Source organism: Negativibacillus massiliensis (genome assembly GCF_900148495.1).
GTDB lineage: Bacteria > Bacillota > Clostridia > Oscillospirales > Ruminococcaceae > Negativibacillus > Negativibacillus massiliensis.
Genome location: NZ_FTRU01000008.1, coordinates 1,669,397 through 1,692,207, shown reverse-complemented (window position 1 = coordinate 1,692,207; position 22,811 = coordinate 1,669,397). Strand labels below are relative to the sequence as shown.

Below are 22,811 nucleotides of genomic sequence, written 5' to 3'. Positions count from 1 at the left end.
GAAGACTACAAGGTTGATAGGCTGCAGGTGTAAGTGCCGTGAGGTATTTAGCTTGGCAGTACTAATCGGTCGAGGGCTTGACCAAGTGTTGCTAATAAATTTTCATTGTTCAATTTTGAGGGAACATCCCTATATGCGCCACTAGCTCAGTTGGTAGAGCAGCTGACTCTTAATCAGCGGGTCCCGGGTTCGAGTCCCTGGTGGCGCACCAATTTGGCCCGTTGGTCAAGCGGCTAAGACGGCGCCCTCTCACGGCGCAATCGGGAGTTCGATTCTCCCACGGGTCACCAAAGTCAGTGCTAATGGCGATGAGGATCCACCTGTTCCCATTCCGAACACAGAAGTTAAGCTCATCAGTGTCGAAAATACTTGGCGGGTGACTGCCTGGGAAGATAGAGCGGTGCTGACACTTACCTGATCTATTTCAGGTTTATATATTCCTCCTTAGCTCAGTCGGTAGAGCATGCGGCTGTTAACCGCAGGGTCGTCTGTTCGAGCCAGACAGGGGGAGCCAAACACCTTAGGGGTGTGTAATTTGCTCCGAGAGCATTCTCGGAGCAAATTATATAAGGAAATCAGGGCCTTTAGCTCAGTTGGTCAGAGCAACCGGCTCATAACCGGTCGGTCCCGGGTTCGAATCCCTGAAGGCCCACCATTTATATCGCAATGATATAGGGGTATAGCTCAGTTGGTAGAGCAGTGGTCTCCAAAACCACGTGCCGAGGGTTCAAGTCCTTCTGCCCCTGCCAAATATGCTGATGTGGCACAGGTGGTAGCGCACATCCTTGGTAAGGATGAGGTCACGAGTTCGAGTCTCGTCATCAGCTCCAAAACGGTCATCGTATTTCACGATGACCGTTTTTGTTTTGTTCAAAATATTAGAGGATATGTCTTGTTTGGAGACGTATCCTCTTTTTCTTTTGCAAAGTTTTCTTTGCAAAAGGTATTGACAAGTACACTTGGCAGAACTATAATAAAAATACCAAGTATACTTGTCAAAAATATCCTGCTTTATGGAAAGAAGGGTGAATTATGATGACAAAGGAAGAGATTTTGGAAAGAAGCCGTAAGGAAAAGAAGGATGAAGGTACAGAATACATGATGAACAAAGGCAGGCGCTATGGTGTAATGGCGATGTCTTCCATGTTTATCATTTTGGCAGTATTTAATATGTATCAGGGACAGGATAATAACCAGATTCTGGCAATCTTTTGGGCATATCTGGGTTATGAGTCCTATGGAATGTACACGGTGACCCATCAGAAAAAGAGATTGCTTGCAGCGGCAGCTGGTGTTATTGCCGGAATTCTGTTTGCGATTACTTATGTGATCAATATTATGGCTAAAGGATAAGGAAAAATGGACGATAAACTGATACTGAAAAACCACCTGAAAGAAGCACGCGCGGAGAAAAAGCTCTCTCAAACCCAGCTTGCAGAGATGGTGGGTGTTTCTCGTAATACGATCAGCTCGATTGAAACGGGGCAGTTTAATCCAACTGCAAAGTTGGCGCTGATTTTGTGTATTGCATTGGATAAAAAATTTGAAGATCTGTTTTATTTTGACTAGGTTTGCGCTTTTACTTCGGCAGTGTTATAATCAAGATGTTTGAATATAGGAAATTTGATTCATAACAGAAAGTGTGAGAATAAAAGAACAATCATACTAACACTTCAAAACAATCTATTATGACAAGAAAGTGAGAAAACGTATGATTACATTAACGCCATATCAGGAAGAACACCGAAGCAATACATTAAAAAGAATAGGAGCTTTTTGGGGATTCCACCGGGATTTAGTGAATAAAATAGAGCAACAGGATTCTGAAGAAGAGAATAGTTCTCTTCTTCAAGATTTAAAAAACTGGACTTCGGAAGACCACTGGTTGTTTGTTATTTTGCAGGACAGGACGGATGTGGGATTTGTTCATCTGCAAAAGATTGGACCGATCGTCATGCAGCTGGAAGATATTTTTGTGGATGAAGCGATGCGCGGACGGGGAATTGCCAGCAAGGCAATCGCACTGGCAGAGCAGGAAGCACAGAAAATCCCAGGAATAGAGGCCATGAGCTTGCAGGTGGTCACCAGAAATGAAGCGGCAATGAGGCTCTATCATAAGCTGGGATATGATACGATGAGCATGGTGACTCTCCGAAAAGAATTTGGAGAAAATCACCGAGATCAAAAAGCGGAATTCTTAGGAATGACCTTTCAAATTTAATACAATGGAGAGAAAATAAATGAATCAGAATATTACCTGCAAAACAGTGCAGGAGCTGGAAGAATTTTTGAGAGAACACTATCATGCAGAACAGATTGAACCGGTCGAATATCTGCTCTATAATGCCCGTCAGCAGGTGCTCAATCTGTTTTATCCAGAACAGATGCAGCAGATTTCTGAGCAGGTTGGTTTTTCTCCCGAAGCGGATGAGGAGATTTCAGCGCTGTTTGACTGCATGACCGAAACTTTTGACCGGGAAACAGCAAAATCCTGCTATATTCAGTATCGATTTGAACAGACAGCCCCAGAAGGCGCACAAGCTGTTTTTTATATCACGGTGGAAAGAAATACCGGATTTGTCCTTCCGCAGTTTGAATGGGCGTCAGACGACCAGGAACAGGAATTTCCAGACGTTTCTGAAGAGGATTACCGGTATTTTAATCGAATTATGCGGGAGATTGTGCTGTATCAGGGAGTATCTGAGCAGGACATCCGTGAAAATTCCTCCAAATATGAACGTTATCAGATTGCAAAGGAATTTTGGGACAGCGTTTGTTAAAATAGCTTGCAGATAATACTAGAAAAAGGAGTGCTTTTTGGCACTCCTTTTTTATAGAACAAAAACTTTAATTTTATTAAAGATTGAATTTAATAAAATTAAAGTTTATAATAAAATCAGGGGGTGAAACTAAGAATGGCAATAGAGATTGTTCCGGAATGGATGAGAAATCTGGAAGAGGAAGACGTTGTTTTTCTCAAAAAATTTGTTTTAGCATCCGGTTCTTTAAAAGAAATCGCCTCTCAATATGGAGTGACCTATCCTACCGTACGGCTTCGCCTGGATCGTCTGATCCAAAAAATCAAGATGGAGGAAAATCAGCAGGAAGATCCTTATATTTTGCTGATTAAACGGATGGCAGTCAACGGGAAGATGGATTTTGAAACGGCAAAAATTTTAATTCAGGAATACAGAAAGAAACAACAGGAGGAAAAATCATGAGTATCGCATCCAATCTGACATTTATGCTTTTATTTTTGTGGGTCGCGCCGCTGATACTGGAAGTTTTCTTAGCCAGAACACGCTCCAAAATACCAGAACTGATCTTGCCGGGATTAAGTTTTATCGTATCGCTGATCGGAGTTTTGAACATAGCAGCAGTTGGGCAAAGTATCATGCAAAATATTTTTGTTTTGATGATGACCTTTTTGTTGGGGAACATTATGACAGTAATTCTGCTTGTCATTTATTTTCTCTGTCGGAGAAGGATGGATAGGCAGCACCAGCTTGACAAAATGAATATTCAGGATCTGTAACAAAAAGCACCTCCGAACCCTTTAAAGGGGCAAGAGGTGCTTTTAAATTATTCTCGTGAAAAAAGAGTTTGCATCATTTTATGAAGGGATTGGGAACTGATAAACGGTGCCAGTTCTATCAAATCATCGATTGATTGAATTTCCGGGAGATTTTCTTCCAGCAGACGTTCCAGAACAGCCTGATCGACAAAAGGAGCGAGCATCACCAGGTCTTCCTGAAAACAAGAAAATTGCTTCTGAGATAGGAGCTGATTCAGATAATCCCGCGGCAGAAAGGGTGCAAGCTGGGCAACGTTTTCGGCAGATTCCAGAATATCTGGATTTTGTTCCAACAAATGTTGAACCATGTTTGGATTGACGACCGGTGCAAGGAGCAGGAAGGTAGAGAGGTTCAGGTTTTCTTGAGGGAGAGTACTGATAATTTCTGTCACTAACTCGGATGGGAGCATCGGTGCAATCTCAGCAAAATCGTTGATCGAAGTGATGAGGGAGCGGTGGGAGCGTACCAAACTTTCCATATCCTCTTTTGACAAAAAAGGGATGAGGTTTAAAAGTTGGTAAAAACTATCGAACAATACTCCTTCTTTATTATGGTGGATTACGCTGGATAATTCTTTGGGTTTGATTACAGGTTCCAGTTCAACGAGATGTTGAGCAGGAATAGGTTCGGTGATAGTTTCGCCCGGTTCCAGAAGCTGTTCCACCGTTGGGAGGTAGGGACTGTTGTCCAGCAGCTGATCAATGGAGATTCCCAGCGTATCGCACAGTTGAGGTAAACGGGAAATATCCGGCATGGTGCTGCCTCGCTCCCAGCTGCTGACAGCCTGAAAACTGACAGACATTTCTTCCGCCAATTCCATCTGGGTCATGTTCTTTTTCCGTCTGAACTGAGCGATTTTTTCACCAATTTTTTGCGTATCAAACATAAACATTCCTCCTTGATATTGAAGTGGATTTCACTTGGTTTTATTTTAAACAAAAGAGGAAAGACAAAACAGCAAGCAGTGCTTTAGTTTTACTCAAGCAATAATTGAAAAGGGAATTAGGATGGAATACAAAGACGCATGACATCTTCTCCGCCAGTATCCTTTTCCCCAATATACTCAAATCCAAAGGAACGGTAAAGATGCTCAGCGGCATCGTTGCCCGCAAATAGGCTCAGGTAAATTTCCGGGTAATGGTATTCTTCCCAGAGCCGTTGGATTAAAAGCTGTAATGCAGCTTTTCCATACCCTTTTCCCTGATAGGGAGCACCAATTAAAAGTCGGTCAAGCCACACTCTGCCGTTAGGCGGATATTCCAAAAACAGTCCGTACATGGCAAAGCCAATCAGAGTTTCTTTGTCATAAATGCCCACAGGGCGCCAGACAGAAAGTTTGTCAGCTTCTGTAAGACATTGAGCGGTAGTTTCTATAAAATGTTCCTGTCCGTGTTTTACCTTAAGGGAGAGGATCTCCTCACGATTTTGTTCGGTAACTGGACGAATGGTGAGATACAATCGATGACCTCCTTAAAAAAGCGGCAGCTACAAGAAAGGTAGCTGCCGCTTTTATTTTTTGATCTTATAAAATTTCCCGCAGCTTGTCCAGAAAGGCTTCTTCTCCAAGCGTATTGATCTTAAAGAACATTGCCTGACTGCCTCCAGAGGTGATGGCAGAAAGCTCGACTGGTCCATTTCCTACCTGAAAGAGCGTTACGTTCAGGCTCACGCGGTTGCCTCCCATGTAACTGTATCGTTCAAAGACACGCACGCTGCACCGGGCATTTCCTGCGGCAAAGTCGCTGAATTCTTCCAGTGTTGCAGAACTGCTTCCGGCTTTGATGCCGTCCTCAATCCGGTTTAACAGATGGTCAAAATCTTCATACAAGGTTTGTTCGAGTTTTGCCATAGACAAGCTCCTTTCCGGGAGAGATTAGATCTGGTGTTCGTCCAGCCAGTTCTTGATGTCGGAAACGGTGGATTTAAGGCTGCCGTCCTCGATTGGGCAGGAGAGACCGGAATCTTTAACGATATCAACAAAGGTCTTGGTGCCGCCCATCTTTACGAAGGACAGATATTTTTCCCAGGCAGCTTTGTGGTCATGCATCGACAGGCTCCAGAACTGCAGAGAGATCATCTGAGCGAGGCTGTAATCGATGTAGTAGAATGGGCACTCATAGATGTGCAGCTGTCTCTGCCAGCCTGCACCGCGGTTATAGAAGTTTACTTCGGTGTTGTCCAGGTGTGGGCGATACAGTTTTTCCAGTCGGTTCCATTCCTCGTTGCGCTGTGCTGGAGTCCATTCTGGATGACGGTATACACTTTCCTGGAAGTGGTCAACCTGACAACCGTATGGGATGAAGGTCAAAGCGCTTTCAGCATGGAAGAGCTCATATTTGTCAGTATCCTCTTTGAAGAACAGATGATGCCATGGAGCGGTCAAAAATTCCATCGACATGGAGTGGCTTTCGCAGACTTCCATGGTTGGGTTGCGCAGTTCCATGTATTCGATGCATTTGTCTGCCATAAAGTCAGCAAAAGCATGTCCTGCTTCATGGGTCAGAACATCCACGTCACCTGCGGTTCCGTTCCAGTTTGCAAAGATAAATGGAACATGGTACAGAGGCAGACCGGTGCAGTAACCGCCCATAGCCTTGCCTTCCTTGGAGAGAACGTCAAACAGGTCATGGTCAAACATCAGCTTGATAAATTCAGCGGTTTCCGGCGACATTTCGGTGTACATTTTGCGTCCAGCTTCCATCAGCTCATCCGGAGTACCGTGTGGCAGAGGGTTGCCATCAGCAAAGAAGTAGGTGTTATCGTATACTTTGAAGTCATCAACACCGATACGTTTTGCCTGATTTTTCTTGATTTCGTTGTTGACAGGAACGATATCCTCTACTACCTGACGGCGGAAGTTTGCGATGTCTTCCGGAGCATAGCAGTTGCGGCAGCGCAGCAGGAATGCCATTTCAACATAGCTTGGCAGACCAAGTTTGTGTGCCTGCTCGGTACGGTTTTTAACCAGCTTGTCGTAGATTTCGTCGCACTCTGCCTGATGATCGTCAAAGAATTTTCCGTAAGCCTGCATTGCAGCTTTTCTGACTTCACGGTCAGGGCTCTGCTGATATGGGCCTAACTGAGAAAGATTGCAGATCTTACCATCAAATTCGATTTTTGCGGAAGCGCACAGTTTCTGGTACTGCTGAATAAGCTGGTTTTCTTCCTGAATCAATGGAATCAGCTCAGGAGAGAAGCTCTTGAGGGAGATCTCAATGTTTTTGAACATCAGAGGGCTGTATTCTGCCTCGATTTCCTTGCGGAATGGAGAAGCAACCAGAGCTTTGTTAAAGTCCTGAAGCTTTTCGCTCAGTACAGGACCCATCTGTTCGTTATATTCGTGCTCATCGCTGTAGAATTTGTCGCGGGTGTCCACGGTATAGCGAATGTTGCAGATTGTGGAAGCAGTGAAGGTCTCAATCTCGATCTGTTCGAGTTCTTTCATGATAGAAAGCTGTTCCTTCGCGCTTGTTGCAGCTTTGAATTTTTCGGTGAGAGCAGTGATCTCGGACATGACCTTTTCATAATCCGGACGCTTGTAAGGGAATTCAGAGAATTTCATCAAAATTCACTCCTCTAAAATAAATTTGGCAAAGATATTTTATCATGAACGTCGTTTATTTTCAACTAAATCAAGGTGGTTTTGTGGAAAAACAGTATAATATTTGCTTGCATAGGCTGATTTTCTTTGCAATTAAGGAAATTTTATTGTACAATACAGAAGGTGATTTTTCATAATGGCAGGGGGATGAAAATGGGAACAAATACAGCTTCCCTGAACAAACGGGGAAAATTTGACAAGAGTTTGATTGCGGTAATTATGCCGCTTGCATGGCCGACCATTTTGGAACAGGCATTGCAGACAATCGTTCAGTTTATCGACTCGGCGATGGTTGGAAGAATCAGTGCCAATGCGTCCGCTGCAGTCGGTTTGACCCAGACGGTGACCTGGCTACTTTCCGGTTTATTCTTTGCAGCAGGCGTTGGATTTCTGGCGGTAATTTCCCGCGCGATTGGAGCGGATGACCGTGACTATGCGCAGCGTACAGCAGGACAGGCGGTTGTGGTAGCGGTAATCATGGGATTGGTAATCGGGGCTGCGGGTATGGCTTTGAGCTTTGTATTGCCGACCTGGCTTGGCGGTGCCGAGGAAATCCGCAGGGACGCGACCATCTATTTCTTTATTATCAATGTACCGATGGTTTTCCGTTCGGCAATCATATTGTTTGGAGCGCTGCTTCGTGCAACCGGTGATATGCGCCATCCAATGCTGGTAAACGCCATGATGAATGCCATCAATGTGGTATTAAACTTTTTCCTGATTTATTCCACCCGTTCGGTGTCCTTGTTTGGATTTGATGTCACCATTCCGGGAGCAGGAATGGGAGTAGCAGGAGCAGCGACTGCAACGGCAATTTCCTATGTAATCGGCGGTATTGCCATGACAGGGCTTTTAATTAAAAGTGACCGGGGCGTGGCGCCCAAAAAGAAATATCTCAAGATTGATAAAGCAATTTTAAAGCGCTGTTTCTCGATTGCACTTCCAAATGCAGCGGAGAGAACAGTGGTATGTCTGGGAAGTACGGTGTTTACCGCTCTGGTAGCTAGCCTGGGTACCATTTCACTGGCAGCTCATTCCATTGCGATTACGGCAGAAAGTGCGTTTTACGTGCCGGGATACGGTTTTCAGGCAGCAGCAACCACCCTTTCCGGTCTGACAGCCGGAGAAGGTGATGAGGACAAACTGGACCGTATGAGCGAAACATTGATGCGTATTACAGTTTTTTGTATGTTCATTACAGGGCTGTTGCTGTTTATATTCCCACAGGCGATGATGAGCCTGTTTACCAGAGATCCGCAGGTTATTGCACAGGGAACGGTTGCACTGCGAATTGTTTCGGTAAGTGAACCGTTCTTTGCACTGACACTTTCGCTGGAGGGTGTATTTAACGGTGTGGGAGATACCAAAATGCCGTTTATTATTTCATTGTGCAGCATGTGGGGAGTGCGAATCCTGTTCACTTTCCTGTGTGTTAAGGTTTTTGGCATGGGACTTGCTTCGGTTTGGATGTGTATGATCGCGGATGTCATCACCCGTGCATTGTGTATGTTTGCAAGATATCGCAGCGGCTTGTGGAAGAAAGGGTTATTTACCAAAAACCATCCTGCGGCAGAATAGATTTGTAAGAACAGTATTGAGAAGAAAAGGAAGACGAGTATGAGAACGATTATCTGGTTTATTTATTTCTGGCTGTATCTTTTATTGATGCTGCCGGAATACTGGAAGGTTAAAAAGCTGGAACAGGAAGGCAAACGGGAGGAACATGACAAAAAGGTAAGGTATGATGTTCATAACTGGGCATCCCGTCTTTTGTCCCTTGCCGGAGCAAAAATCGAGACCAGAGGAAAAGAAAATATTCCAAAAGGTCCAGTAGTTTTTATCGGAAACCATCAGGGCTACTTTGATATTCCGCTGATGATTACCCAGATGGATAAACCAAACCCACTGATTGCAAAAAAAGAAATTCAAAAAATTCCAATGATCCGTTCCTGGATGAAGGAGCTTCGATGCATCTTTATTGACCGACAGGATGCAAGACAGTCGATGGATTGCTTAAAGCAGGCACAGGAACTGTTAAAAGAGGGCTATTCGGTGGTGATTTTCCCGGAGGGAACCCGAAATAACGGTGGAGAACTGCTGGAGTTTAAAGCAGGGGCAATCCGTATGGCAACCAGAGCTGGTGTGCCGATCGTTCCGGTTTGTATTGAAGGAAGCTATCGGCTGATGGGAAAGGGAAGCCTGTGGATTCATCCGGCTGATGTTAAGATTCAAATTCTTCCGCCAGTCTCGACCGAAAATCTGAGCAGAGAAGAAATCAGAGCTTTACCGGAAAAGCTGCGTGAGATGGTAGCGGATGGGGTAAATCGTCTGAAACAGGAATAGTTAAAAAGCGGGGAAAAGAAAATGAAAGTGACATACAGCGCAAAAGCAAACATAACACATCGTACACAGCAGTTGGAAGATGGAAGAAGTGTGGAGGTAATCAGCCTGACACAGGCAGAGCATGCACAGGATGCACAGCTTGTTCTGGAGTGGAGTTTTCCAATTTTGGACATCGCTGGAAGATGGCATCCGAACTGCCGATTTGACCGCAGCATCAAAGCAGATTGGAGCTATGGAGAAAAATCCATGAGTGCCGTATCTGCACCGGTGATTAGCTTCTTTAACGAAGAGGGACAAAATCGTGGAACCTTTGCACTTTCTGAAACACTTAAGGAGGTTCGAATGAGCCTTGGTGTTCACGAAGAGGACGGCACCATGAATTGTATGGTAGTGGTTTCCTTGGGGGCACTGGACAGCGACTGCTACGAGCTTTCTTTGCTTTGTGATGGCCGGAATGTTCGCTATGAACAGGCAATCCGGGAAGTTGGGCTTTGGTGGGAAAAAGATTGTGGTCTACATCCAGCATCTGTTCCAGAGTCTGCAAGAGAGCCGATGTATTCCTTCTGGTATTCCTATCATCAGCAGTTTACGGATGAGGAAATTGAAGCAGAGTGCAAGAGAGCAAAGGAACTTGGTTTTGGCACCGTAATTGTGGATGATGGCTGGCAGACTGATGATACCAACCGCGGATATGGATTCTGCGGGGACTGGAAGCCAGCAGCGGGAAAAATCAAGGATATGCGCAAGCATGTGGAAAAGGTACACCAGATGGGATTAAAGTACCTTCTCTGGCTGAGTGTGCCGTATGTTGGAATTCATTCCGAAATGTGGAAGCATTTTCACGATAAACTGATTGGGATGGACTGGCAGCAGAATACCGGAATTTTGGATATCCGTTATCCTGAAGTTAGAGAATATTTAAGCAAGGTCTATGCTGATGCAGTCAAGGACTGGGATCTGGACGGACTGAAGCTTGATTTTATCGATGAATTTTATCAGCGCAAGGAAACCCCTGCTGTTAATGATCAGATGGATTGTGCCTGCATCCAACAGGCTCTGGACAAACTGCTTGCTGAGACGATGGAGCGTCTGAAAAAAGAAAAACAGGACATTCTTATCGAGTTCAGACAGCGTTATATTGGACCGAGCATCCGCAGATATGGAAATATCTTCCGCGTATGTGACTGTCCGGATTCTGGGATCAGCAACCGTGTTGGAATCGTGGATTTGCGCTTGCTCAGCGGAAATACAGCAGTTCATTCGGACATGCTGATGTGGAACAAGGAAGAAAAAGCAGAAGTTGCAGCTTTGCAGGTTATCGATTGTCTGTTTGGCACCATGCAGTTTTCGGTTCGCTTAGACAGCATGAAGGAAGAACACAAACGGATGCTCAAAAATTACATGGCATTTATGCAGCGTCATCAGGAGCTGCTGCAGCAAGCTCCAATTATCGCGCAGGAGCCGCAGAATCTGTATCCACAGGTTTGTGTACAGAATGAACAGACCGAAATTACCGCTCTTTATTCCAGAAACAGAGTAGTAGAACTGGGAGATACAGAGGAAAGCATCATTGTAAACGGCAGCGCGGCAACAGCGGTATTTGTGGAGACAAAAGTTCCGCTTGTGGCACAGGTAACAGTATTTGACTGCATGGGAGCTACTGTCTGCAGCAGACAAATGAATCTTTCGACGGTAGAGAAAATCATCTGTCCGATTGGTGGACGGGTTGAGATAAAATCAAAAGAATTTGTACAGTAAAATGGAGGACAAAATCATGAAATGGATGATTGCATCGGATCTGCATGGGTCCGCATACTGGTGTGAAAAAATGGTAGAACGTTACAAAGAGGAAGGCGCAGGCAAACTTCTGCTGCTGGGCGATATTCTCTATCATGGTCCAAGAAACGATCTGCCAAAGGACTATGCACCAAAGAAGGTCATCGAAATCTTAAATGGTATGAAGGAAGAACTGTTGTGCATCCGCGGTAACTGTGACTGCGAGGTCGATCAGATGGTGCTGAAATTCCCAATTCTGGCAGATTATGCTGCTTTCTGGCTGGGGGATCTGATGGTATGGGCAACTCACGGCCATGTTTACAATATGAATAATCTGCCACCGTTTAAAAAAGGTGACGTTCTGCTGCATGGACATACCCATATTCCAGCAGCACAGAGCTTTGGGGATGGATATTACTACATCAATCCAGGTTCTTTGTCTATTCCAAAAGAAGGCAGCAAAAACAGCTATATGATTTTGGAGGGAAGAACCTTTACTCTCAAGAGCGTTGAGGATGGCTCAGTCATCAGCTCTTTCACTGTGGAATAGAATTCAGAAAGGAACCAAGTATGATTTTATCCGGAAAAGAAATCCAAAGACATATCGGTAAGGAGATTATTATTGAACCGTTTGATCAGTCAAGAGTAAATCCGAACAGCTATAATCTGACCTTACATAATGAGCTTCTGGTTTATGAAAATCATGAGCTCGATATGAAAAAGTTAAATCCAACCAAACGCATTACCATCCCGGAAGAGGGTCTGGTATTGGAGCCAAACCGCCTGTATCTGGGCAGAACCAACGAGTTCACCAAGACAGAAGGATTTGTCCCAATGCTGGAGGGACGCTCCTCTACGGGCAGACTGGGGCTGTTCATCCATGTAACAGCTGGATTTGGTGATGTTGGCTTTGCTGGTTACTGGACACTGGAAATTTTCTGTATCCAGCCAATCAGAATCTACCCCAATGCTGAAATCTGTCAGATTTATTATCACAGCATTGAGGGTGACTATGAACCATATAAGTCGGGCAAATATCAGAACAACACAGATATTCAGCCAAGCCTGATGTACAAGGATTTTGAAAAATAAAGATCAGAGCATAAGAAAAAACGCACCGTGAAAACGGTGCGTTTTTTTATAAAAAAGGAGCGATTGGGATAAGTTCTCTTCTTGTTAAAACCTTTTTTGGTTTGCAGTTTCTTAAACAGAATGCTGCAAAGTATGAAGGTTTCTGTTAGCAGACCACATTCAAAGAATGTACGTCTGACATGTTTCTTTATCAAAGAAAAGATAGATTATTTTTTGATGAGTTCGCCAACAGTTGCAGAAGTGCAGCCAGCAGCGTTGGATTCGTCAGTATCAACGTGCATAGTAGCGTCGCAGCCTTCGCCGATACGAACTTCAACGTCATCAAAGATCAGGCTTCTGTCAGCAGAGGTGATCTTAACCATGATAACCTCACCGTTTGCAACGTTTGCTTTTTCTGCTTCAGCAGCGCTGATGTGCAGATGACGTTTTGCAACGATAACACCTTCAGCCAGTTCTACTTCACCAGCAGGGCCTACCAGTTTGCATGGAGCACTGCCAGCCAGATCGCCGGAAAGTCTTACAGGAGCATTCAGACCAAGGCTTCTTGCATCGGTAGCGGAAAGCTCAACCTGAGATTTGGAACGGAATGGGCCAAGGATGCTGACGTTAGCCTGAGATTTCTTTGGGCCAACAACAGTTACTTTTTCATTGGAAGCAAACTGACCTTTGATGGACAGTTCTTTTTTTACAGTCAGCTGAGCGTCTGCACCAAACAGGGTTGCAAAGTCCTCAGCAGTCAGATGTACGTGTCTTGCGGAAGTTTCTACTGGAAATGTGTAGCTCATAGTTAAATCCTCCTGATTCTCTCAATAGTGTGAATATATCACAGATATATATTATCATAGTATGGAACGACATTTTTTTCAAGTATTGTTAAAATAATAACAATATAGTAAAAATATTCACTCACACAAATTGCGGCAAAATCATGAGTGTGGTATAATAGCAAAAAACACAGAAAAGAGGGATTGGAATGGAAAACCAGTATGAGGTGCTTCGTCAGGAATGTCTTTCCTGTCAGAAATGTCCGCTTGCACAAACCAGAAATCATGTTGTGTTTGGGGCAGGAGTGCCAAATGCCGAAGTTGTATTCATCGGCGAGGGTCCGGGAGAAAACGAGGATTTGCAGGGTCAGCCTTTTGTCGGACGCGGTGGAGCGCTGCTGGACAAATACTTGCAGGCAGTTGATCTTTCCCGTGAGAAGAACATCTATATCACCAACATGGTAAAATGTCGTCCACCACAGAACCGTGATCCACATCCGGATGAGGTGGCAAACTGTATTGGCTATCTGAGCCGTCAGCTTGAAATCATCCGACCAAAGATCATTGTTTGTCTGGGAAGAATTGCAGCAAATGCTCTGATTGAAAAGGGATTTAAGGTAACCAAACAGCATGGACAGTGGTTTGAGAAGAATGGGGTTTTCATGATGGGAACTTTCCATCCGGCAGCATTGCTGCGAAATCCACACAACAAACCGGATGCGTTTGAGGATATGCTGGCTTTGCAGAAAAAAATCCGAGAAATCTGTGACCACACCTATGATGGAACAGAACTGTAATAGATGAAAAAAGAAAAACGCCTTGGTAAAAAGCCAAGGCGTTTTTTGTTTTGGGTTAATCTTTAGAAGGCTGAACCATCTTATAGTGTTCTTCCTGTTTTTCAAGTTCGGTCATTTCCTTGATGACACTCAATGAAAGGGGAACTGCAAGGATAAAGCTGAAAACGTCAGCAACTGGCTGGCTGAGCTGTACACCAAGCATATCAAACATTCCAGGCAAGGTCAGGATAGCCGGTACAAAGAACAAAAACTGTCGGCTCATTGCAAGCAGAGAGGCTTTGACTGTCTTGCCGATGGTTTGCAGCATCATGTTGCTGATGGTGATCCATCCAACCAGAGGGAAGGTCAGACACTGCAAACGAAGTGCCAGCGAGCCGTATTCGATAACCAGTGGGTCGGTGTGCAGGAAAAAGGTGATCAGCTGTTCGGAGAAAATCCATCCTGCAATAGCAGCGACCAGCAGAATGACGCTGGAAAGCTTGACGCAGAACCAGAAACCTTCCTTAACACGTTTAAACAGCTTGGCACCATAGTTAAATCCACACACCGGCTGGAAGCCCTGTCCAAAGCCGATGACGATGGAAGCGGCAAACTGTGAGATTCGGGTTACGATGGACATAGCCGCAATAGCAGCATCCCCGTAAGGACCAGCCATCAGGTTTAGACAGATGGTTGCAAAGCTTCCCAGACCCTGACGGCACAGGGAAGGGGTTCCGCCTTTGACGATATTCTTGTAATACTTTAAGGATGGGCTGAAGTTACGGAGATTTAATCTCAGGTTTCCACCGCGGAAGGTTCCGGCAATCAGCAGACAGAAGCTGATGAACTGGCTGATAATGGTTGCCAGAGCAGCTCCCGCAACACCCATGTCAAAGACAAAGATAAACAGAGGGTCCAATCCAATGTTGATGACAGCACCCGAGGCAATTCCCACCATCGAATAAAAGGCACTGCCCTGAAAACGCATCTGGTTGTTGAGTACCAGCGAAGCGGTCATATAAGGGGCTCCTATCAGGATAATGCGCATATATTCCCGCGCATAGGGAAGGATGGTTTCGGTGGCGCCCATGATGTACAGCAGAGGGTCACTAAACGAAAATCCAACGATCAGGATGCACAGTCCCAAAAGAAAGGCGGTGACAAAACCGGTTGCAGACATTTTGGATGCATCCTCGATATTTTGTGCACCAAGCTGACGGGAAATATAGTTTCCTGAGCCGTGGCCGCAAAAAAAGCCGAACGCCTGAATGATCGTCATCAATGGAAAAACGACACCAACTGCCGCTGTAGCACTGGTGTTGATCTTTCCGACAAAGAAGGTGTCGGCCATGTTGTAGAAGGAGGTGACCAACATACTGATGATGGTTGGTACCGCCAATTGAGAGATGAGCTTTGGAATCGGTGTCTGTGTCATTCTCAAAAATTTTTGTTGTCTCTGTTCTTCTGCTCCCATTCTGTAAAAATTCCTCCCGTCTGTTCTAGCATTTTCTCTAAAAAGAACATCTTTTTTCTTTACTATTTTCCTATTATACACGAAAATAGCCCTTTGTGCAAGCAGTGTACTAAAGTAATTGCGGTCGCAACCATTGTTTTTTGAAAAAATTTTTGCAAAAACAAAAAAATTCCCGGAAATCGAACAGATTTCCAGGAATTATATTTGGGATATTATTCTACAAAAGAGTGGCTCATGATATAAAATTCTTCCTGACTTGGCTGCCATTTTTTTGGCATCGGTTCAAGGCTGTCATCATATTTTTGTGCCTCTTCCTCAGAAAGCTCCATAACAGGACTTTCATGATAGCTCCATTTTCTTCCATCAAGAGAACCAGGGACAAGCTCCTTTACCAGCATGGCAGCTGGATATTTTCCATTTTCCAGACAGATGTTGTATTTTTTGCAGCACACAAAACCACGGCTGATATAATTAGCAGGACTTCCAAAGATGACAATGGTATCATAGCCAAGTTGCTTTGCCTGTTCAAATGAGTGTTCCATCAGCATTTTTCCATACCCCATCCGCTGATATTCCGGAAGGACACAGACAGGACCAAAGGTAAGAATTTGTTTTTCATTTTTGTTTTGATCGATTAATCTGGCTTTGGTGTACATGATGTTTCCAATAATTTTTCCATCCAGTTCTGTTACAAAGTCCAGCTCTGGAATAAAGTCCTCGTGTTCCCGCATGATGTGAACCAGATAATGCTCAAAGCAGCCGGGCATATATTGATTATAAAACGCTTTTCGGGTCATATCCTCTACAATTTTATAATCTTGTGGCTTTTCATTGCGGATTGTTATCATGAAAGATCTTCCTTTCTGTGTTTGATATGGAAACCTAGTCCTGAGAGGAGAAGACAGGGTATTTGTGTTTATCCTCTTCTGTGATATTTCGTATCACGCGGCAGGGATTTCCGGCAGCAACAACTCCGGAAGGAATGTCCCGGTTAACCACACTGCCGGCACCGATAATGGTGTTGTCACCAATGGTAACACCCGGGAGGACAGAGACATTGGCTCCAATCCAGACATGGTTTCCAATTCGAATCGGTTTTGCAAATTCCAGGCCCTGACTGCGCTGTAAAGGATCGGTAGCATGCCCTGCGGTGGAGATCACGCAGTTTGGAGCAAGAAAAACAGAGTCACCGATTTCCACTTTTGCAGCGTCTAAAATGGTACAGTTATGGTTGGTGTAAAAATTGCTCCCAACAGAAATGTTAAAGCCATAGTCGCAGTAAAATGGGGCAGTTACTATAATATCGCCTTTTATTTCACCGAAAATCTGATGCAGCAAACGCTGTTGCACTTGCGTATCAGAAGGTTTACAGTGATTAAACTCGTAGCACAGATCAGCGCATCTGGTCCTTTTCTGAACAATTTCAGGATCAAAGTTAGCATCATACAGATACCCCGCCTGCGCTTTTTCCCATTCTGTCATAAAAGAGAATACCTCCTTTGGGGGATTATCCCATTATGAATATCATACCTCGAGCTTTTCTAAAAATGCACTGCAACCGCGCCAAATATCGTCGTAAGCGGTGTCAAAATCATCGGTATACCATGGGTCAGCAACCTCACGCCGTTCACCGCAATAAGAGAGTAGCAAAGAAACCTTGCCTTCCGGATCACTGCCGAAGATGCGCAGGGTATTCTGGATGTTTCGGTTGTCCATGCACAGAAAATAGTCGTAGCGGTCGTAGTCACTTCGTTTGAGCTGAACCGCATACTTTCCGGAACAGTCAATACCATGTTCCTTTAGTTTACGCTTGGCAGGAGGGTAGACCGGATTGCCGATTTCCTCGGTGCTGGTGGCAGCAGAAGCAATTTCAAATTCATCGGCAAGCCCTTTTTCTTTCACCATCTTTTTTAAGATAAACTCGCCCATTGGACTGCGGCAGATATTTCCATGACAGATAAAAAGCACTTTTATCATAATTTTTCCCTTTCATTCGATACCGTAATTTTCATGTTTTATTGTATCATGCTGGCCGGGAAAAGAAAAGCAAAAGGAACTTATGAAACAGAAAAAAGACCTGCTCAATTTGAGCAGGTCTTTTTAACAGGAGAATTACATGATTTTCTTAAACAGTTCTTTCAGATCTTCCACACTTGCATCCTTTGGATTTCCAGGAGCACATGCATCAGCATGAGCGGACTCAGCCAGGAACTGAAGATCTTCTTCTTTGATTGCTTCCAGCTTAGTTGGGATACCAACATCGATGGAGAGCTGCTGAACAGCATCGATAGCTGCTTTTCTGTATTCTTCCACAGACATGGAGTCAACGCCTTTTACACCCATTGCACGGGCAATCTCGCGGTATTTTTCGCCAGTACATTCAGCATTGTATTCCATAACGATTGGGAGCATCATAGCGCATGCAACACCGTGAGGGGTATCATATACAGCACCGAGTGTGTGTGCCATGGAATGAGCGATACCGAGACCTACATTGGAGAAGCCCATACCAGCAATGTACTGTCCCAGAGCCATGCCATCGCGTCCTTCTTTTTCGTTGGCAACAGCACCGCGCAGAGATTTGGAGATAATCTCGATTGCTTTGAGATGGAACATATCGGTCATTTCCCAAGCAGCTTTTGTGGTGTATCCCTCAATAGCATGAGTCAGAGCGTCCATACCGGTAGCAGCAGTCAAACCTTTTGGCATGGAGGACATCATGTCAGGGTCAACAATAGCAACAACAGGCATATCATGTGGGTCAACACAGACAAATTTTCTCTTTCTTTCCACATCGGTGATAACGTAGTTGATGGTTACTTCAGCTGCGGTACCTGCTGTGGTAGGAACAGCGATAATTGGAACACATGGTTTTTTGGTCGGAGCAACACCTTCCAGGCTTCTGACATCCTCAAATTCAGGATTTGCAACGATGATGCCGATTGCTTTTGCTGTGTCCATCGAAGAACCGCCGCCAACAGCTACGATATAATCAGCGCCGGAAGCTTTGAATGCAGCAACACCGTTCTGTACATTTTCAATAGTTGGATTTGCTTTGATGTCGGAATAGATCTCGTATGCAAGGTTCTCGCTGTCCAGGACATCAGTTACTTTTTTGGTAACGCCAAATTTAATCAGGTCAGGGTCGGAGCAGATGAAAGCTTTCTGAAATGCTCTTGCTTTTGCTTCGGTTGCAATTTCTTTCACTGCGCCTGCTCCATGATAGGAAGTTTCGTTGAGCATGATTCTGTTTGCCATGATGATCAATCTCCTTTTTAACTGATTATGTTGAAATGTTTTCAACTATTCTTTGATATTATTGTAACAATTTAACGGGAAAATAGAAAGTTACAAATGATAGAGATTGTCACATTTTGAAAGATTTAAAGCAAATTCAGCTCACGAAAGGTTTGTTCCAGTTGGGGAGGCATGGCATCAACCAGCAATCCTGCCATTTCTTCGGGTGTAGATGGAATCTGTCCGAGCACCCACTGAACGGTCATATAAATGGAGGCATGACAGTACATTTCCAAAAGAAGGCGGAGATGTTTGGGAACTGCTGCATGAGTGCGGCTTTCAATTCGTTCGGTGTAAAAAGCGAGAATCAGTTCAAAATCGTGGTCACGCAGGTTGTTCTGATCGTTGTTTTTAAACGCAGCCTTAAAAAATATTTTTTCCTGCTCAATATAACGGAACTTGTTAATCAATCCTTCGGGAATAGTATTACCTTCGCCCATGTGTTCAAAGGATTCCAGAAGAATCCGGTCAAAATACCAGTTGACGAGATCATATTTGTCCTTAAAATTTCGGTAGAAAGTTTGACGTGTTGTACCACATTGTTGAACGACCTGACTGACAGTAATTTTTTCCAGAGAAGTTTTCTGCATGCAGATTTTCATTGCCTGTGCAAGTTTATATTTCATACTGTCAGAGTGTTGCTTTTTGGAGTCGTTTTGCAGGTAATCGGCAGGACGGTCAAAGAAATCGTTTTTCATGTCATCTTCACCTTCTTTTTGAGATGTGCAGAATAGTTTGAAATTAGCGCTTGTGCGATGTGTAAAAATGCTCCGGCAGATACCTTGATTGTACCATACCGGAGCACTCTTTTTCCATCCCGTTTTACGGATTGATTCGATTTTATTTACAGGGAGATAACGCCCTTTTCCAGCATCGACTGAGCTGCCAGCATGATGCCGACCTTACCGGTCTGCCAGGTAAGTCCACCCTGCATCCAGACTGCGAATGGCTCACGCAGTGGAGCGTCTGCAGAAAGCTCGATGGAAGCACCGTTTGTAAATGAACCTGCAGCCATAATAACCTTGCTGTCATAGCCCGGCATATCCCATGGTTCCGGTGTAACATAAGAGTCAACCGGAGCACCTTTCTGTACACCTTCACAGAAAGCAATCAAAGCTTTTGGTTCTCTCAAGCAGATTGCCTGAATGATGTCTGCACGCTTTTCATCGCTCTTCGGGGTTACCTCATAGCCGAGAAGTTCGCACAGAGAAGCGGCGAAGACCGCTGTTTTAACTGCAGAAGCAACGACACTTGGGGAGAAGAACAGACCCATGAACAGAGCTCTGGTGTTGCCCAGAGTACAGCCGACCTCTTTGCCGACACCTGGAGCGCTCAGTCTCTGAGCACACATATCGACGTATTTTGCCTTGCCAGCAATATAACCGCCGGTTGGAGCGATGCCGCCGCCCGGATTCTTGATGAGGGAACCAACGATGAGGTCAGCGCCAACCTGAGTTGGTTCCTTTTCCTGTACAAACTCACCGTAGCAGTTGTCCACCATAATGATGGCATCCGGATTGGTCTGACGAACCAGCTTCACCATCTTTTCGATGTCCTCCACAAACAGGGAAGGGCGCAGCGAGTAGCCGCGGGAACGCTGGATATAGGCAACTTTTGCTCCCTTTACCGCTTCCGGAATGGCGTCGTAGTTTACGCCTCCGTCTGGAAGCAAGTCAATCTGTTCGTAGCTGATACCGAAATCTTTCAGAGAGCCGGAGGTTCCTTCTTTCAGGCCGATAACACCATGCAGGGTGTCGTATGGGGTTCCGGTCAGGCAGACCATGCGATCACCCGGACGCAGTACACCAAACAGAGCGACGGTCAGTGCGTGGGTGCCGGACATGAAGTTGTAGCGGATGAGAGCGTCCTCGCAGCAAAAGATTTCAGCAAGGACTTCATCCAGAACTTCTCTGCCGCGATCGCCGTAACCATAGCCGGTGGATGGAGTGAAGTGAGATTCACTTACACCGTGCTTGATGAAAGCGGACAGAACCTTTTCACTGTTGTACTGTGCAATGCGGTCAATCTCCTGAAAGCTTGGAAGAGCCTTCTGCTCTGCTTTGTCACACAGAGCTTTAAGCTTTGGATCGATGTTAAAAAAACTCATGGGTCGATAATCTCCTTATAATTTTATTCATGATACAATGTCGGCGTATCCGGCAGGATACGCGGTGTCCCAATATGAGACTTTCTGAAAGCCAAGATGGCTGTAATATTGTTCCAGCTGCGTCTCAGCACAGTCAAGTACAGGGGTCTTGCCCTGAAGGTAGGCTTCCATACAAAGACGTGTTACCATCTTTCGGGCATAACCTTTGCCTCGGTGTTCAGTCAGGGTACAGATGTTAAAGATCAGTCCGTAATCTCCTTCATCGGGCAGCAGAATAGCTCCAACACATACCGGAGCTCCGTCCTCTCCCGGAATCTCGAAAAATTTTGCGCCGCCCCGCTTGGAAAACAGCATCCTTGCAGTGTATTCATCACGGCTCACCCGCTTGAGCATTTCTGGTTTTGCACTGGCAAGGATATCGTAGATGGAAAACAGGCTGGTGCTTTCCTGAACACTGTCTTCCTCCATCGCTTCGGGCAGGCGGGTGCTGATCATCCTTGGAAAAGGGATACTCTGATTTGGATGGGGCAGTTTACAGGCAGGGGAGGGGAAACGCTCCTGATATTGTGCAATCATCTGACTGTCGGCGATCAGTTTGGATTTTGGAGCCTGAATGGACAGAAAGGAGTACAGTTCCTCCCAGCGTTGTTTGGAATGTGGTTTTCCGACAATGTGGAAGGTTTGTCCCAGACGGCACAGGACGTACTGTGCATTTTTGTTCTGGGCATCGGAAGTCCCCATCCAGATATCACAGTACTGCCAATCAGCATTGTAAACATCAGCACATTTGGACTGGAATGCCGAGAGGATGGTTGTCCCGTCCCACGCATCTTTTTTACAGAGCCGGACGAGAGCAGATTGATCTTCGATGGTGGCAAGACGGATCATAGTTTTCCCTCCCTTTATAGTAGAGTAATTTAGTTTGCCGGAATAGGAAGTTCCGACCAATAACCGCAGGTGTAAAATCCAAAGCGGCTGTAATACCGTTCCAGCTGTTCAGAATCACAGTCCAGAATCGGTGTCTTTTGGGTAGCAAGCGCTTCTTTGCACAGTCGGGAAACGACCTGTGCTGCATAACCATGCCCCCGTTCATAAGGCATAGTATAGATGTCGGTAATCAAAGCGCAGGGGAATTCCTCAAAAAGAATCATGATTCCCTGAGTGACAGGCTTTTCATTCTTTCGAAGTTCAAATACCTGATTGTTGCCCAAAACAGAAAAGTTCATGACACGAATGTTTTCTTCTCTGCTGACGTGAGAGGCAAATCCCGGACTTTGTGCAGCACGCACATCGTAGGATTCCCCAAAATCAGTGCAGATTCCTACCTCATCCATACCTGATACCAAAACAGGATTTTCACAAACCATGCGGACATATTTGGAAAGCGGCTGCTGCATGGAAAAAATGCGGGAATACTCCTCTAAAACAGAATATTCTGCGGTTAGACAACCCTGCGGGAGAGTTGTAAGAAAGTTATGCAGCTCCTGCCAGGACTTTGACGAAGCTGGTTTTCCAATAAGTCTATAAAGAGCAGCATGGCGGCAGAGAAGATAGCAGGGAATTTCCAGATTGCTGTCTTCAAATCCCAGCCAGATATCACAGTATCCCCAGGTGTCAGCACCTTTTTGTTTTGCCGTGAAATCGGACCACACAGCAGTTCCATCCCAGGCATCTGTTTGGCAGAGAGATAGAACGGAGGCAGAATCATTTTCTTGTACAGGACGAATGATGGGAAGTTCCTCCTTTCTTGAAGTTGAAGCAGCAAAGCCGAACAGAAGTTTTTGGTAGTTGAAAACTTGTTTTCAACTTACTTTTCTACAAAAAGTTCGTGGAGGTACGGGGGGCAAAGCCCCTGTGACACTCAGTATAGAAAATAAAAATTGATCGGGGCATAGTCCCTGTTCGAGGCTGTCGCACGTCAGTTTACATCTGCACGCATCTGTGCAGATGTAAACCAGAGCTAGTTCCAGTCGTCAAAATCATCCACCGGATAATTTTTGAGATTG

The 22,811-nt window shown here is 45.1% G+C and carries 26 protein-coding genes, 6 tRNA genes and 2 rRNA genes; 20 read left to right on the top strand and 14 right to left on the bottom strand.

Annotation, left to right across the window (positions count from 1 at the left end):
* The 14 genes from BQ5375_RS14080 to BQ5375_RS14015 all read left to right on the top strand — a co-directional run.
* Positions 1-85, top strand: a 23S ribosomal RNA gene (locus BQ5375_RS14080); the annotation flags it as partial.
* Between the two features lie 50 nt (positions 86-135).
* Positions 136-211 (top strand) — tRNA-Lys (locus tag BQ5375_RS14075).
* Positions 212-215: 4 nt separating this feature from the next.
* Positions 216-290: transfer RNA gene (locus BQ5375_RS14070), tRNA-Glu, on the top strand.
* Between the two features lie 2 nt (positions 291-292).
* Positions 293-409: ribosomal RNA gene (rrf, locus tag BQ5375_RS14065) — 5S ribosomal RNA — on the top strand.
* 29 nt (positions 410-438) lie between these two features.
* Positions 439-514: transfer RNA gene (locus tag BQ5375_RS14060), tRNA-Asn, on the top strand.
* Between the two features lie 64 nt (positions 515-578).
* A tRNA-Ile gene (locus tag BQ5375_RS14055) sits at positions 579-655 on the top strand.
* An 18-nt stretch (positions 656-673) separates the two neighbouring features.
* A tRNA-Trp gene (locus BQ5375_RS14050) sits at positions 674-749 on the top strand.
* A 5-nt stretch (positions 750-754) separates the two neighbouring features.
* A tRNA-Thr gene (locus BQ5375_RS14045) sits at positions 755-830 on the top strand.
* Positions 831-1,032: 202 nt separating this feature from the next.
* Positions 1,033-1,353 carry a DUF6442 family protein gene (locus BQ5375_RS14040; protein ID WP_022133239.1) on the top strand — a complete coding sequence of 107 codons (321 nt, stop codon included), beginning with the start codon at positions 1,033-1,035 and terminating at the stop codon, positions 1,351-1,353.
* Between the two features lie 6 nt (positions 1,354-1,359).
* Positions 1,360-1,569: a helix-turn-helix transcriptional regulator gene (locus BQ5375_RS14035; protein ID WP_022133240.1), complete on the top strand. Its 210-nt coding sequence runs from the start codon at positions 1,360-1,362 to the stop codon at positions 1,567-1,569.
* A gap of 142 nt (positions 1,570-1,711) precedes the next feature.
* Positions 1,712-2,221 carry a GNAT family N-acetyltransferase gene (locus tag BQ5375_RS14030; RefSeq protein ID WP_022133241.1) on the top strand — a complete coding sequence of 170 codons (510 nt, stop codon included), beginning with the start codon at positions 1,712-1,714 and terminating at the stop codon, positions 2,219-2,221.
* A gap of 19 nt (positions 2,222-2,240) precedes the next feature.
* Positions 2,241-2,780, top strand: coding sequence for a hypothetical protein (locus BQ5375_RS14025; protein WP_076918089.1), 540 nt, complete (start codon positions 2,241-2,243; stop codon positions 2,778-2,780).
* 135 nt (positions 2,781-2,915) lie between these two features.
* Positions 2,916-3,221: a DUF2089 family protein gene (locus tag BQ5375_RS14020; RefSeq protein ID WP_022133243.1), complete on the top strand. Its 306-nt coding sequence runs from the start codon at positions 2,916-2,918 to the stop codon at positions 3,219-3,221.
* Entirely contained in the window at positions 3,218-3,535 is a 318-nt protein-coding gene (locus tag BQ5375_RS14015; RefSeq protein ID WP_022133244.1) for a hypothetical protein, read from the top strand. Before BQ5375_RS14020 ends, BQ5375_RS14015 begins: the two co-directional genes overlap by 4 nt.
* A gap of 47 nt (positions 3,536-3,582) precedes the next feature.
* Here BQ5375_RS14015 and BQ5375_RS14010 read toward each other — a convergent pair whose 3' ends face one another.
* From BQ5375_RS14010 to BQ5375_RS13995, 4 genes are all read right to left on the bottom strand, one after another.
* Entirely contained in the window at positions 3,583-4,461 is an 879-nt protein-coding gene (locus tag BQ5375_RS14010; RefSeq protein WP_022133245.1) for a helix-turn-helix domain-containing protein, read from the bottom strand.
* 116 nt (positions 4,462-4,577) lie between these two features.
* Positions 4,578-5,033 carry a GNAT family N-acetyltransferase gene (locus BQ5375_RS14005; RefSeq protein ID WP_022133246.1) on the bottom strand — a complete coding sequence of 152 codons (456 nt, stop codon included), beginning with the start codon at positions 5,031-5,033 and terminating at the stop codon, positions 4,578-4,580.
* Positions 5,034-5,097: 64 nt separating this feature from the next.
* On the bottom strand, positions 5,098-5,424 hold the full coding sequence (locus BQ5375_RS14000) for a DUF6054 family protein (RefSeq protein WP_022133247.1): 327 nt from the start codon (positions 5,422-5,424) through the stop codon (positions 5,098-5,100).
* A 24-nt stretch (positions 5,425-5,448) separates the two neighbouring features.
* Positions 5,449-7,137 carry a M3 family oligoendopeptidase gene (locus BQ5375_RS13995; protein ID WP_022133248.1) on the bottom strand — a complete coding sequence of 563 codons (1,689 nt, stop codon included), beginning with the start codon at positions 7,135-7,137 and terminating at the stop codon, positions 5,449-5,451.
* Positions 7,138-7,329: 192 nt separating this feature from the next.
* On the opposite strand from BQ5375_RS13995, the gene BQ5375_RS13990 reads away from it, so the two are divergent.
* From BQ5375_RS13990 to dcd, 5 genes are read left to right on the top strand one after another with little or no spacing between them, the layout of a single operon-like run.
* Positions 7,330-8,754 carry an MATE family efflux transporter gene (locus tag BQ5375_RS13990; RefSeq protein WP_022133249.1) on the top strand — a complete coding sequence of 475 codons (1,425 nt, stop codon included), beginning with the start codon at positions 7,330-7,332 and terminating at the stop codon, positions 8,752-8,754.
* A gap of 39 nt (positions 8,755-8,793) precedes the next feature.
* Entirely contained in the window at positions 8,794-9,519 is a 726-nt protein-coding gene (locus tag BQ5375_RS13985; RefSeq protein WP_022133250.1) for a lysophospholipid acyltransferase family protein, read from the top strand.
* A gap of 21 nt (positions 9,520-9,540) precedes the next feature.
* Positions 9,541-11,277 carry a glycoside hydrolase family 36 protein gene (locus tag BQ5375_RS13980; RefSeq protein ID WP_022133251.1) on the top strand — a complete coding sequence of 579 codons (1,737 nt, stop codon included), beginning with the start codon at positions 9,541-9,543 and terminating at the stop codon, positions 11,275-11,277.
* 16 nt (positions 11,278-11,293) lie between these two features.
* Positions 11,294-11,845, top strand: coding sequence for a phosphodiesterase (gene yfcE, locus BQ5375_RS13975; protein ID WP_022133252.1), 552 nt, complete (start codon positions 11,294-11,296; stop codon positions 11,843-11,845).
* 20 nt (positions 11,846-11,865) lie between these two features.
* A complete protein-coding gene (gene dcd / locus BQ5375_RS13970) occupies positions 11,866-12,387 on the top strand; it encodes a dCTP deaminase (RefSeq protein ID WP_022133253.1) in 522 nt (173 codons plus the stop codon).
* A 206-nt stretch (positions 12,388-12,593) separates the two neighbouring features.
* Here dcd and BQ5375_RS13965 read toward each other — a convergent pair whose 3' ends face one another.
* On the bottom strand, positions 12,594-13,172 hold the full coding sequence (locus BQ5375_RS13965; RefSeq protein ID WP_022133254.1) for a phosphate propanoyltransferase: 579 nt from the start codon (positions 13,170-13,172) through the stop codon (positions 12,594-12,596).
* Positions 13,173-13,360: 188 nt separating this feature from the next.
* Between BQ5375_RS13965 and BQ5375_RS13960 the strand changes: the two genes are divergently transcribed.
* The gene (locus tag BQ5375_RS13960; RefSeq protein WP_022133255.1) at positions 13,361-13,948 is read left to right on the top strand and encodes a uracil-DNA glycosylase; all 588 of its coding nucleotides are present in this window, start codon (positions 13,361-13,363) and stop codon (positions 13,946-13,948) included.
* A gap of 55 nt (positions 13,949-14,003) precedes the next feature.
* Here the strand turns inward: BQ5375_RS13960 and BQ5375_RS13955 are convergent, their stop codons facing one another.
* From BQ5375_RS13955 to BQ5375_RS13915, 9 genes are all read right to left on the bottom strand, one after another.
* The gene (locus BQ5375_RS13955; RefSeq protein WP_022133256.1) at positions 14,004-15,401 is read right to left on the bottom strand and encodes an MATE family efflux transporter; all 1,398 of its coding nucleotides are present in this window, start codon (positions 15,399-15,401) and stop codon (positions 14,004-14,006) included.
* 212 nt (positions 15,402-15,613) lie between these two features.
* Positions 15,614-16,249 (bottom strand): GNAT family N-acetyltransferase, encoded by a 636-nt coding sequence (locus tag BQ5375_RS13950; protein ID WP_022133257.1) that lies wholly within the window; start codon positions 16,247-16,249, stop codon positions 15,614-15,616.
* Between the two features lie 34 nt (positions 16,250-16,283).
* The gene (locus BQ5375_RS13945; protein ID WP_022133258.1) at positions 16,284-16,883 is read right to left on the bottom strand and encodes a sugar O-acetyltransferase; all 600 of its coding nucleotides are present in this window, start codon (positions 16,881-16,883) and stop codon (positions 16,284-16,286) included.
* Between the two features lie 42 nt (positions 16,884-16,925).
* Positions 16,926-17,378, bottom strand: coding sequence for a low molecular weight protein-tyrosine-phosphatase (locus BQ5375_RS13940; RefSeq protein WP_022133259.1), 453 nt, complete (start codon positions 17,376-17,378; stop codon positions 16,926-16,928).
* A 135-nt stretch (positions 17,379-17,513) separates the two neighbouring features.
* A complete protein-coding gene (gene fucO / locus BQ5375_RS13935; RefSeq protein WP_076918088.1) occupies positions 17,514-18,659 on the bottom strand; it encodes a lactaldehyde reductase in 1,146 nt (381 codons plus the stop codon).
* 125 nt (positions 18,660-18,784) lie between these two features.
* Positions 18,785-19,324 carry a TetR/AcrR family transcriptional regulator C-terminal domain-containing protein gene (locus tag BQ5375_RS13930; protein ID WP_076918206.1) on the bottom strand — a complete coding sequence of 180 codons (540 nt, stop codon included), beginning with the start codon at positions 19,322-19,324 and terminating at the stop codon, positions 18,785-18,787.
* 218 nt (positions 19,325-19,542) lie between these two features.
* Positions 19,543-20,805 carry a methionine gamma-lyase family protein gene (locus BQ5375_RS13925; protein ID WP_022133262.1) on the bottom strand — a complete coding sequence of 421 codons (1,263 nt, stop codon included), beginning with the start codon at positions 20,803-20,805 and terminating at the stop codon, positions 19,543-19,545.
* Between the two features lie 27 nt (positions 20,806-20,832).
* A complete protein-coding gene (locus tag BQ5375_RS13920) occupies positions 20,833-21,693 on the bottom strand; it encodes a GNAT family N-acetyltransferase (protein ID WP_076918087.1) in 861 nt (286 codons plus the stop codon).
* Between the two features lie 29 nt (positions 21,694-21,722).
* Entirely contained in the window at positions 21,723-22,457 is a 735-nt protein-coding gene (locus BQ5375_RS13915) for a GNAT family N-acetyltransferase (protein ID WP_022133264.1), read from the bottom strand.
* Between the last annotated feature and the right edge of the window lie 354 nt (positions 22,458-22,811).

Excerpts from the sequence above, each read along its gene's own strand:
- BQ5375_RS14040 (WP_022133239.1), top strand. The coding sequence starts at position 1,033 with ATGATGACAAAGGAAGAGATTTTGGAAAGAAGCCGTAAGGAAAAGAAG.
- BQ5375_RS14035 (WP_022133240.1), top strand. The coding sequence starts at position 1,360 with ATGGACGATAAACTGATACTGAAAAACCACCTGAAAGAAGCACGCGCG.
- BQ5375_RS14030 (WP_022133241.1), top strand. The coding sequence starts at position 1,712 with ATGATTACATTAACGCCATATCAGGAAGAACACCGAAGCAATACATTA.
- BQ5375_RS14025 (WP_076918089.1), top strand. The coding sequence starts at position 2,241 with ATGAATCAGAATATTACCTGCAAAACAGTGCAGGAGCTGGAAGAATTT.
- BQ5375_RS14020 (WP_022133243.1), top strand. The coding sequence starts at position 2,916 with ATGGCAATAGAGATTGTTCCGGAATGGATGAGAAATCTGGAAGAGGAA.
- BQ5375_RS14015 (WP_022133244.1), top strand. The coding sequence starts at position 3,218 with ATGAGTATCGCATCCAATCTGACATTTATGCTTTTATTTTTGTGGGTC.
- BQ5375_RS14010 (WP_022133245.1), bottom strand. The coding sequence starts at position 4,461 with ATGTTTGATACGCAAAAAATTGGTGAAAAAATCGCTCAGTTCAGACGG.
- BQ5375_RS14000 (WP_022133247.1), bottom strand. The coding sequence starts at position 5,424 with ATGGCAAAACTCGAACAAACCTTGTATGAAGATTTTGACCATCTGTTA.
- BQ5375_RS13995 (WP_022133248.1), bottom strand. The coding sequence starts at position 7,137 with ATGAAATTCTCTGAATTCCCTTACAAGCGTCCGGATTATGAAAAGGTC.
- BQ5375_RS13990 (WP_022133249.1), top strand. The coding sequence starts at position 7,330 with ATGGGAACAAATACAGCTTCCCTGAACAAACGGGGAAAATTTGACAAG.
- BQ5375_RS13985 (WP_022133250.1), top strand. The coding sequence starts at position 8,794 with ATGAGAACGATTATCTGGTTTATTTATTTCTGGCTGTATCTTTTATTG.
- BQ5375_RS13980 (WP_022133251.1), top strand. The coding sequence starts at position 9,541 with ATGAAAGTGACATACAGCGCAAAAGCAAACATAACACATCGTACACAG.
- yfcE (WP_022133252.1), top strand. The coding sequence starts at position 11,294 with ATGAAATGGATGATTGCATCGGATCTGCATGGGTCCGCATACTGGTGT.
- dcd (WP_022133253.1), top strand. The coding sequence starts at position 11,866 with ATGATTTTATCCGGAAAAGAAATCCAAAGACATATCGGTAAGGAGATT.
- BQ5375_RS13965 (WP_022133254.1), bottom strand. The coding sequence starts at position 13,172 with ATGAGCTACACATTTCCAGTAGAAACTTCCGCAAGACACGTACATCTG.
- BQ5375_RS13960 (WP_022133255.1), top strand. The coding sequence starts at position 13,361 with ATGGAAAACCAGTATGAGGTGCTTCGTCAGGAATGTCTTTCCTGTCAG.
- BQ5375_RS13955 (WP_022133256.1), bottom strand. The coding sequence starts at position 15,401 with ATGGGAGCAGAAGAACAGAGACAACAAAAATTTTTGAGAATGACACAG.
- BQ5375_RS13950 (WP_022133257.1), bottom strand. The coding sequence starts at position 16,249 with ATGATAACAATCCGCAATGAAAAGCCACAAGATTATAAAATTGTAGAG.
- BQ5375_RS13945 (WP_022133258.1), bottom strand. The coding sequence starts at position 16,883 with ATGACAGAATGGGAAAAAGCGCAGGCGGGGTATCTGTATGATGCTAAC.
- BQ5375_RS13940 (WP_022133259.1), bottom strand. The coding sequence starts at position 17,378 with ATGATAAAAGTGCTTTTTATCTGTCATGGAAATATCTGCCGCAGTCCA.
- fucO (WP_076918088.1), bottom strand. The coding sequence starts at position 18,659 with ATGGCAAACAGAATCATGCTCAACGAAACTTCCTATCATGGAGCAGGC.
- BQ5375_RS13930 (WP_076918206.1), bottom strand. The coding sequence starts at position 19,324 with ATGAAATATAAACTTGCACAGGCAATGAAAATCTGCATGCAGAAAACT.
- BQ5375_RS13925 (WP_022133262.1), bottom strand. The coding sequence starts at position 20,805 with ATGAGTTTTTTTAACATCGATCCAAAGCTTAAAGCTCTGTGTGACAAA.
- BQ5375_RS13920 (WP_076918087.1), bottom strand. The coding sequence starts at position 21,693 with ATGATCCGTCTTGCCACCATCGAAGATCAATCTGCTCTCGTCCGGCTC.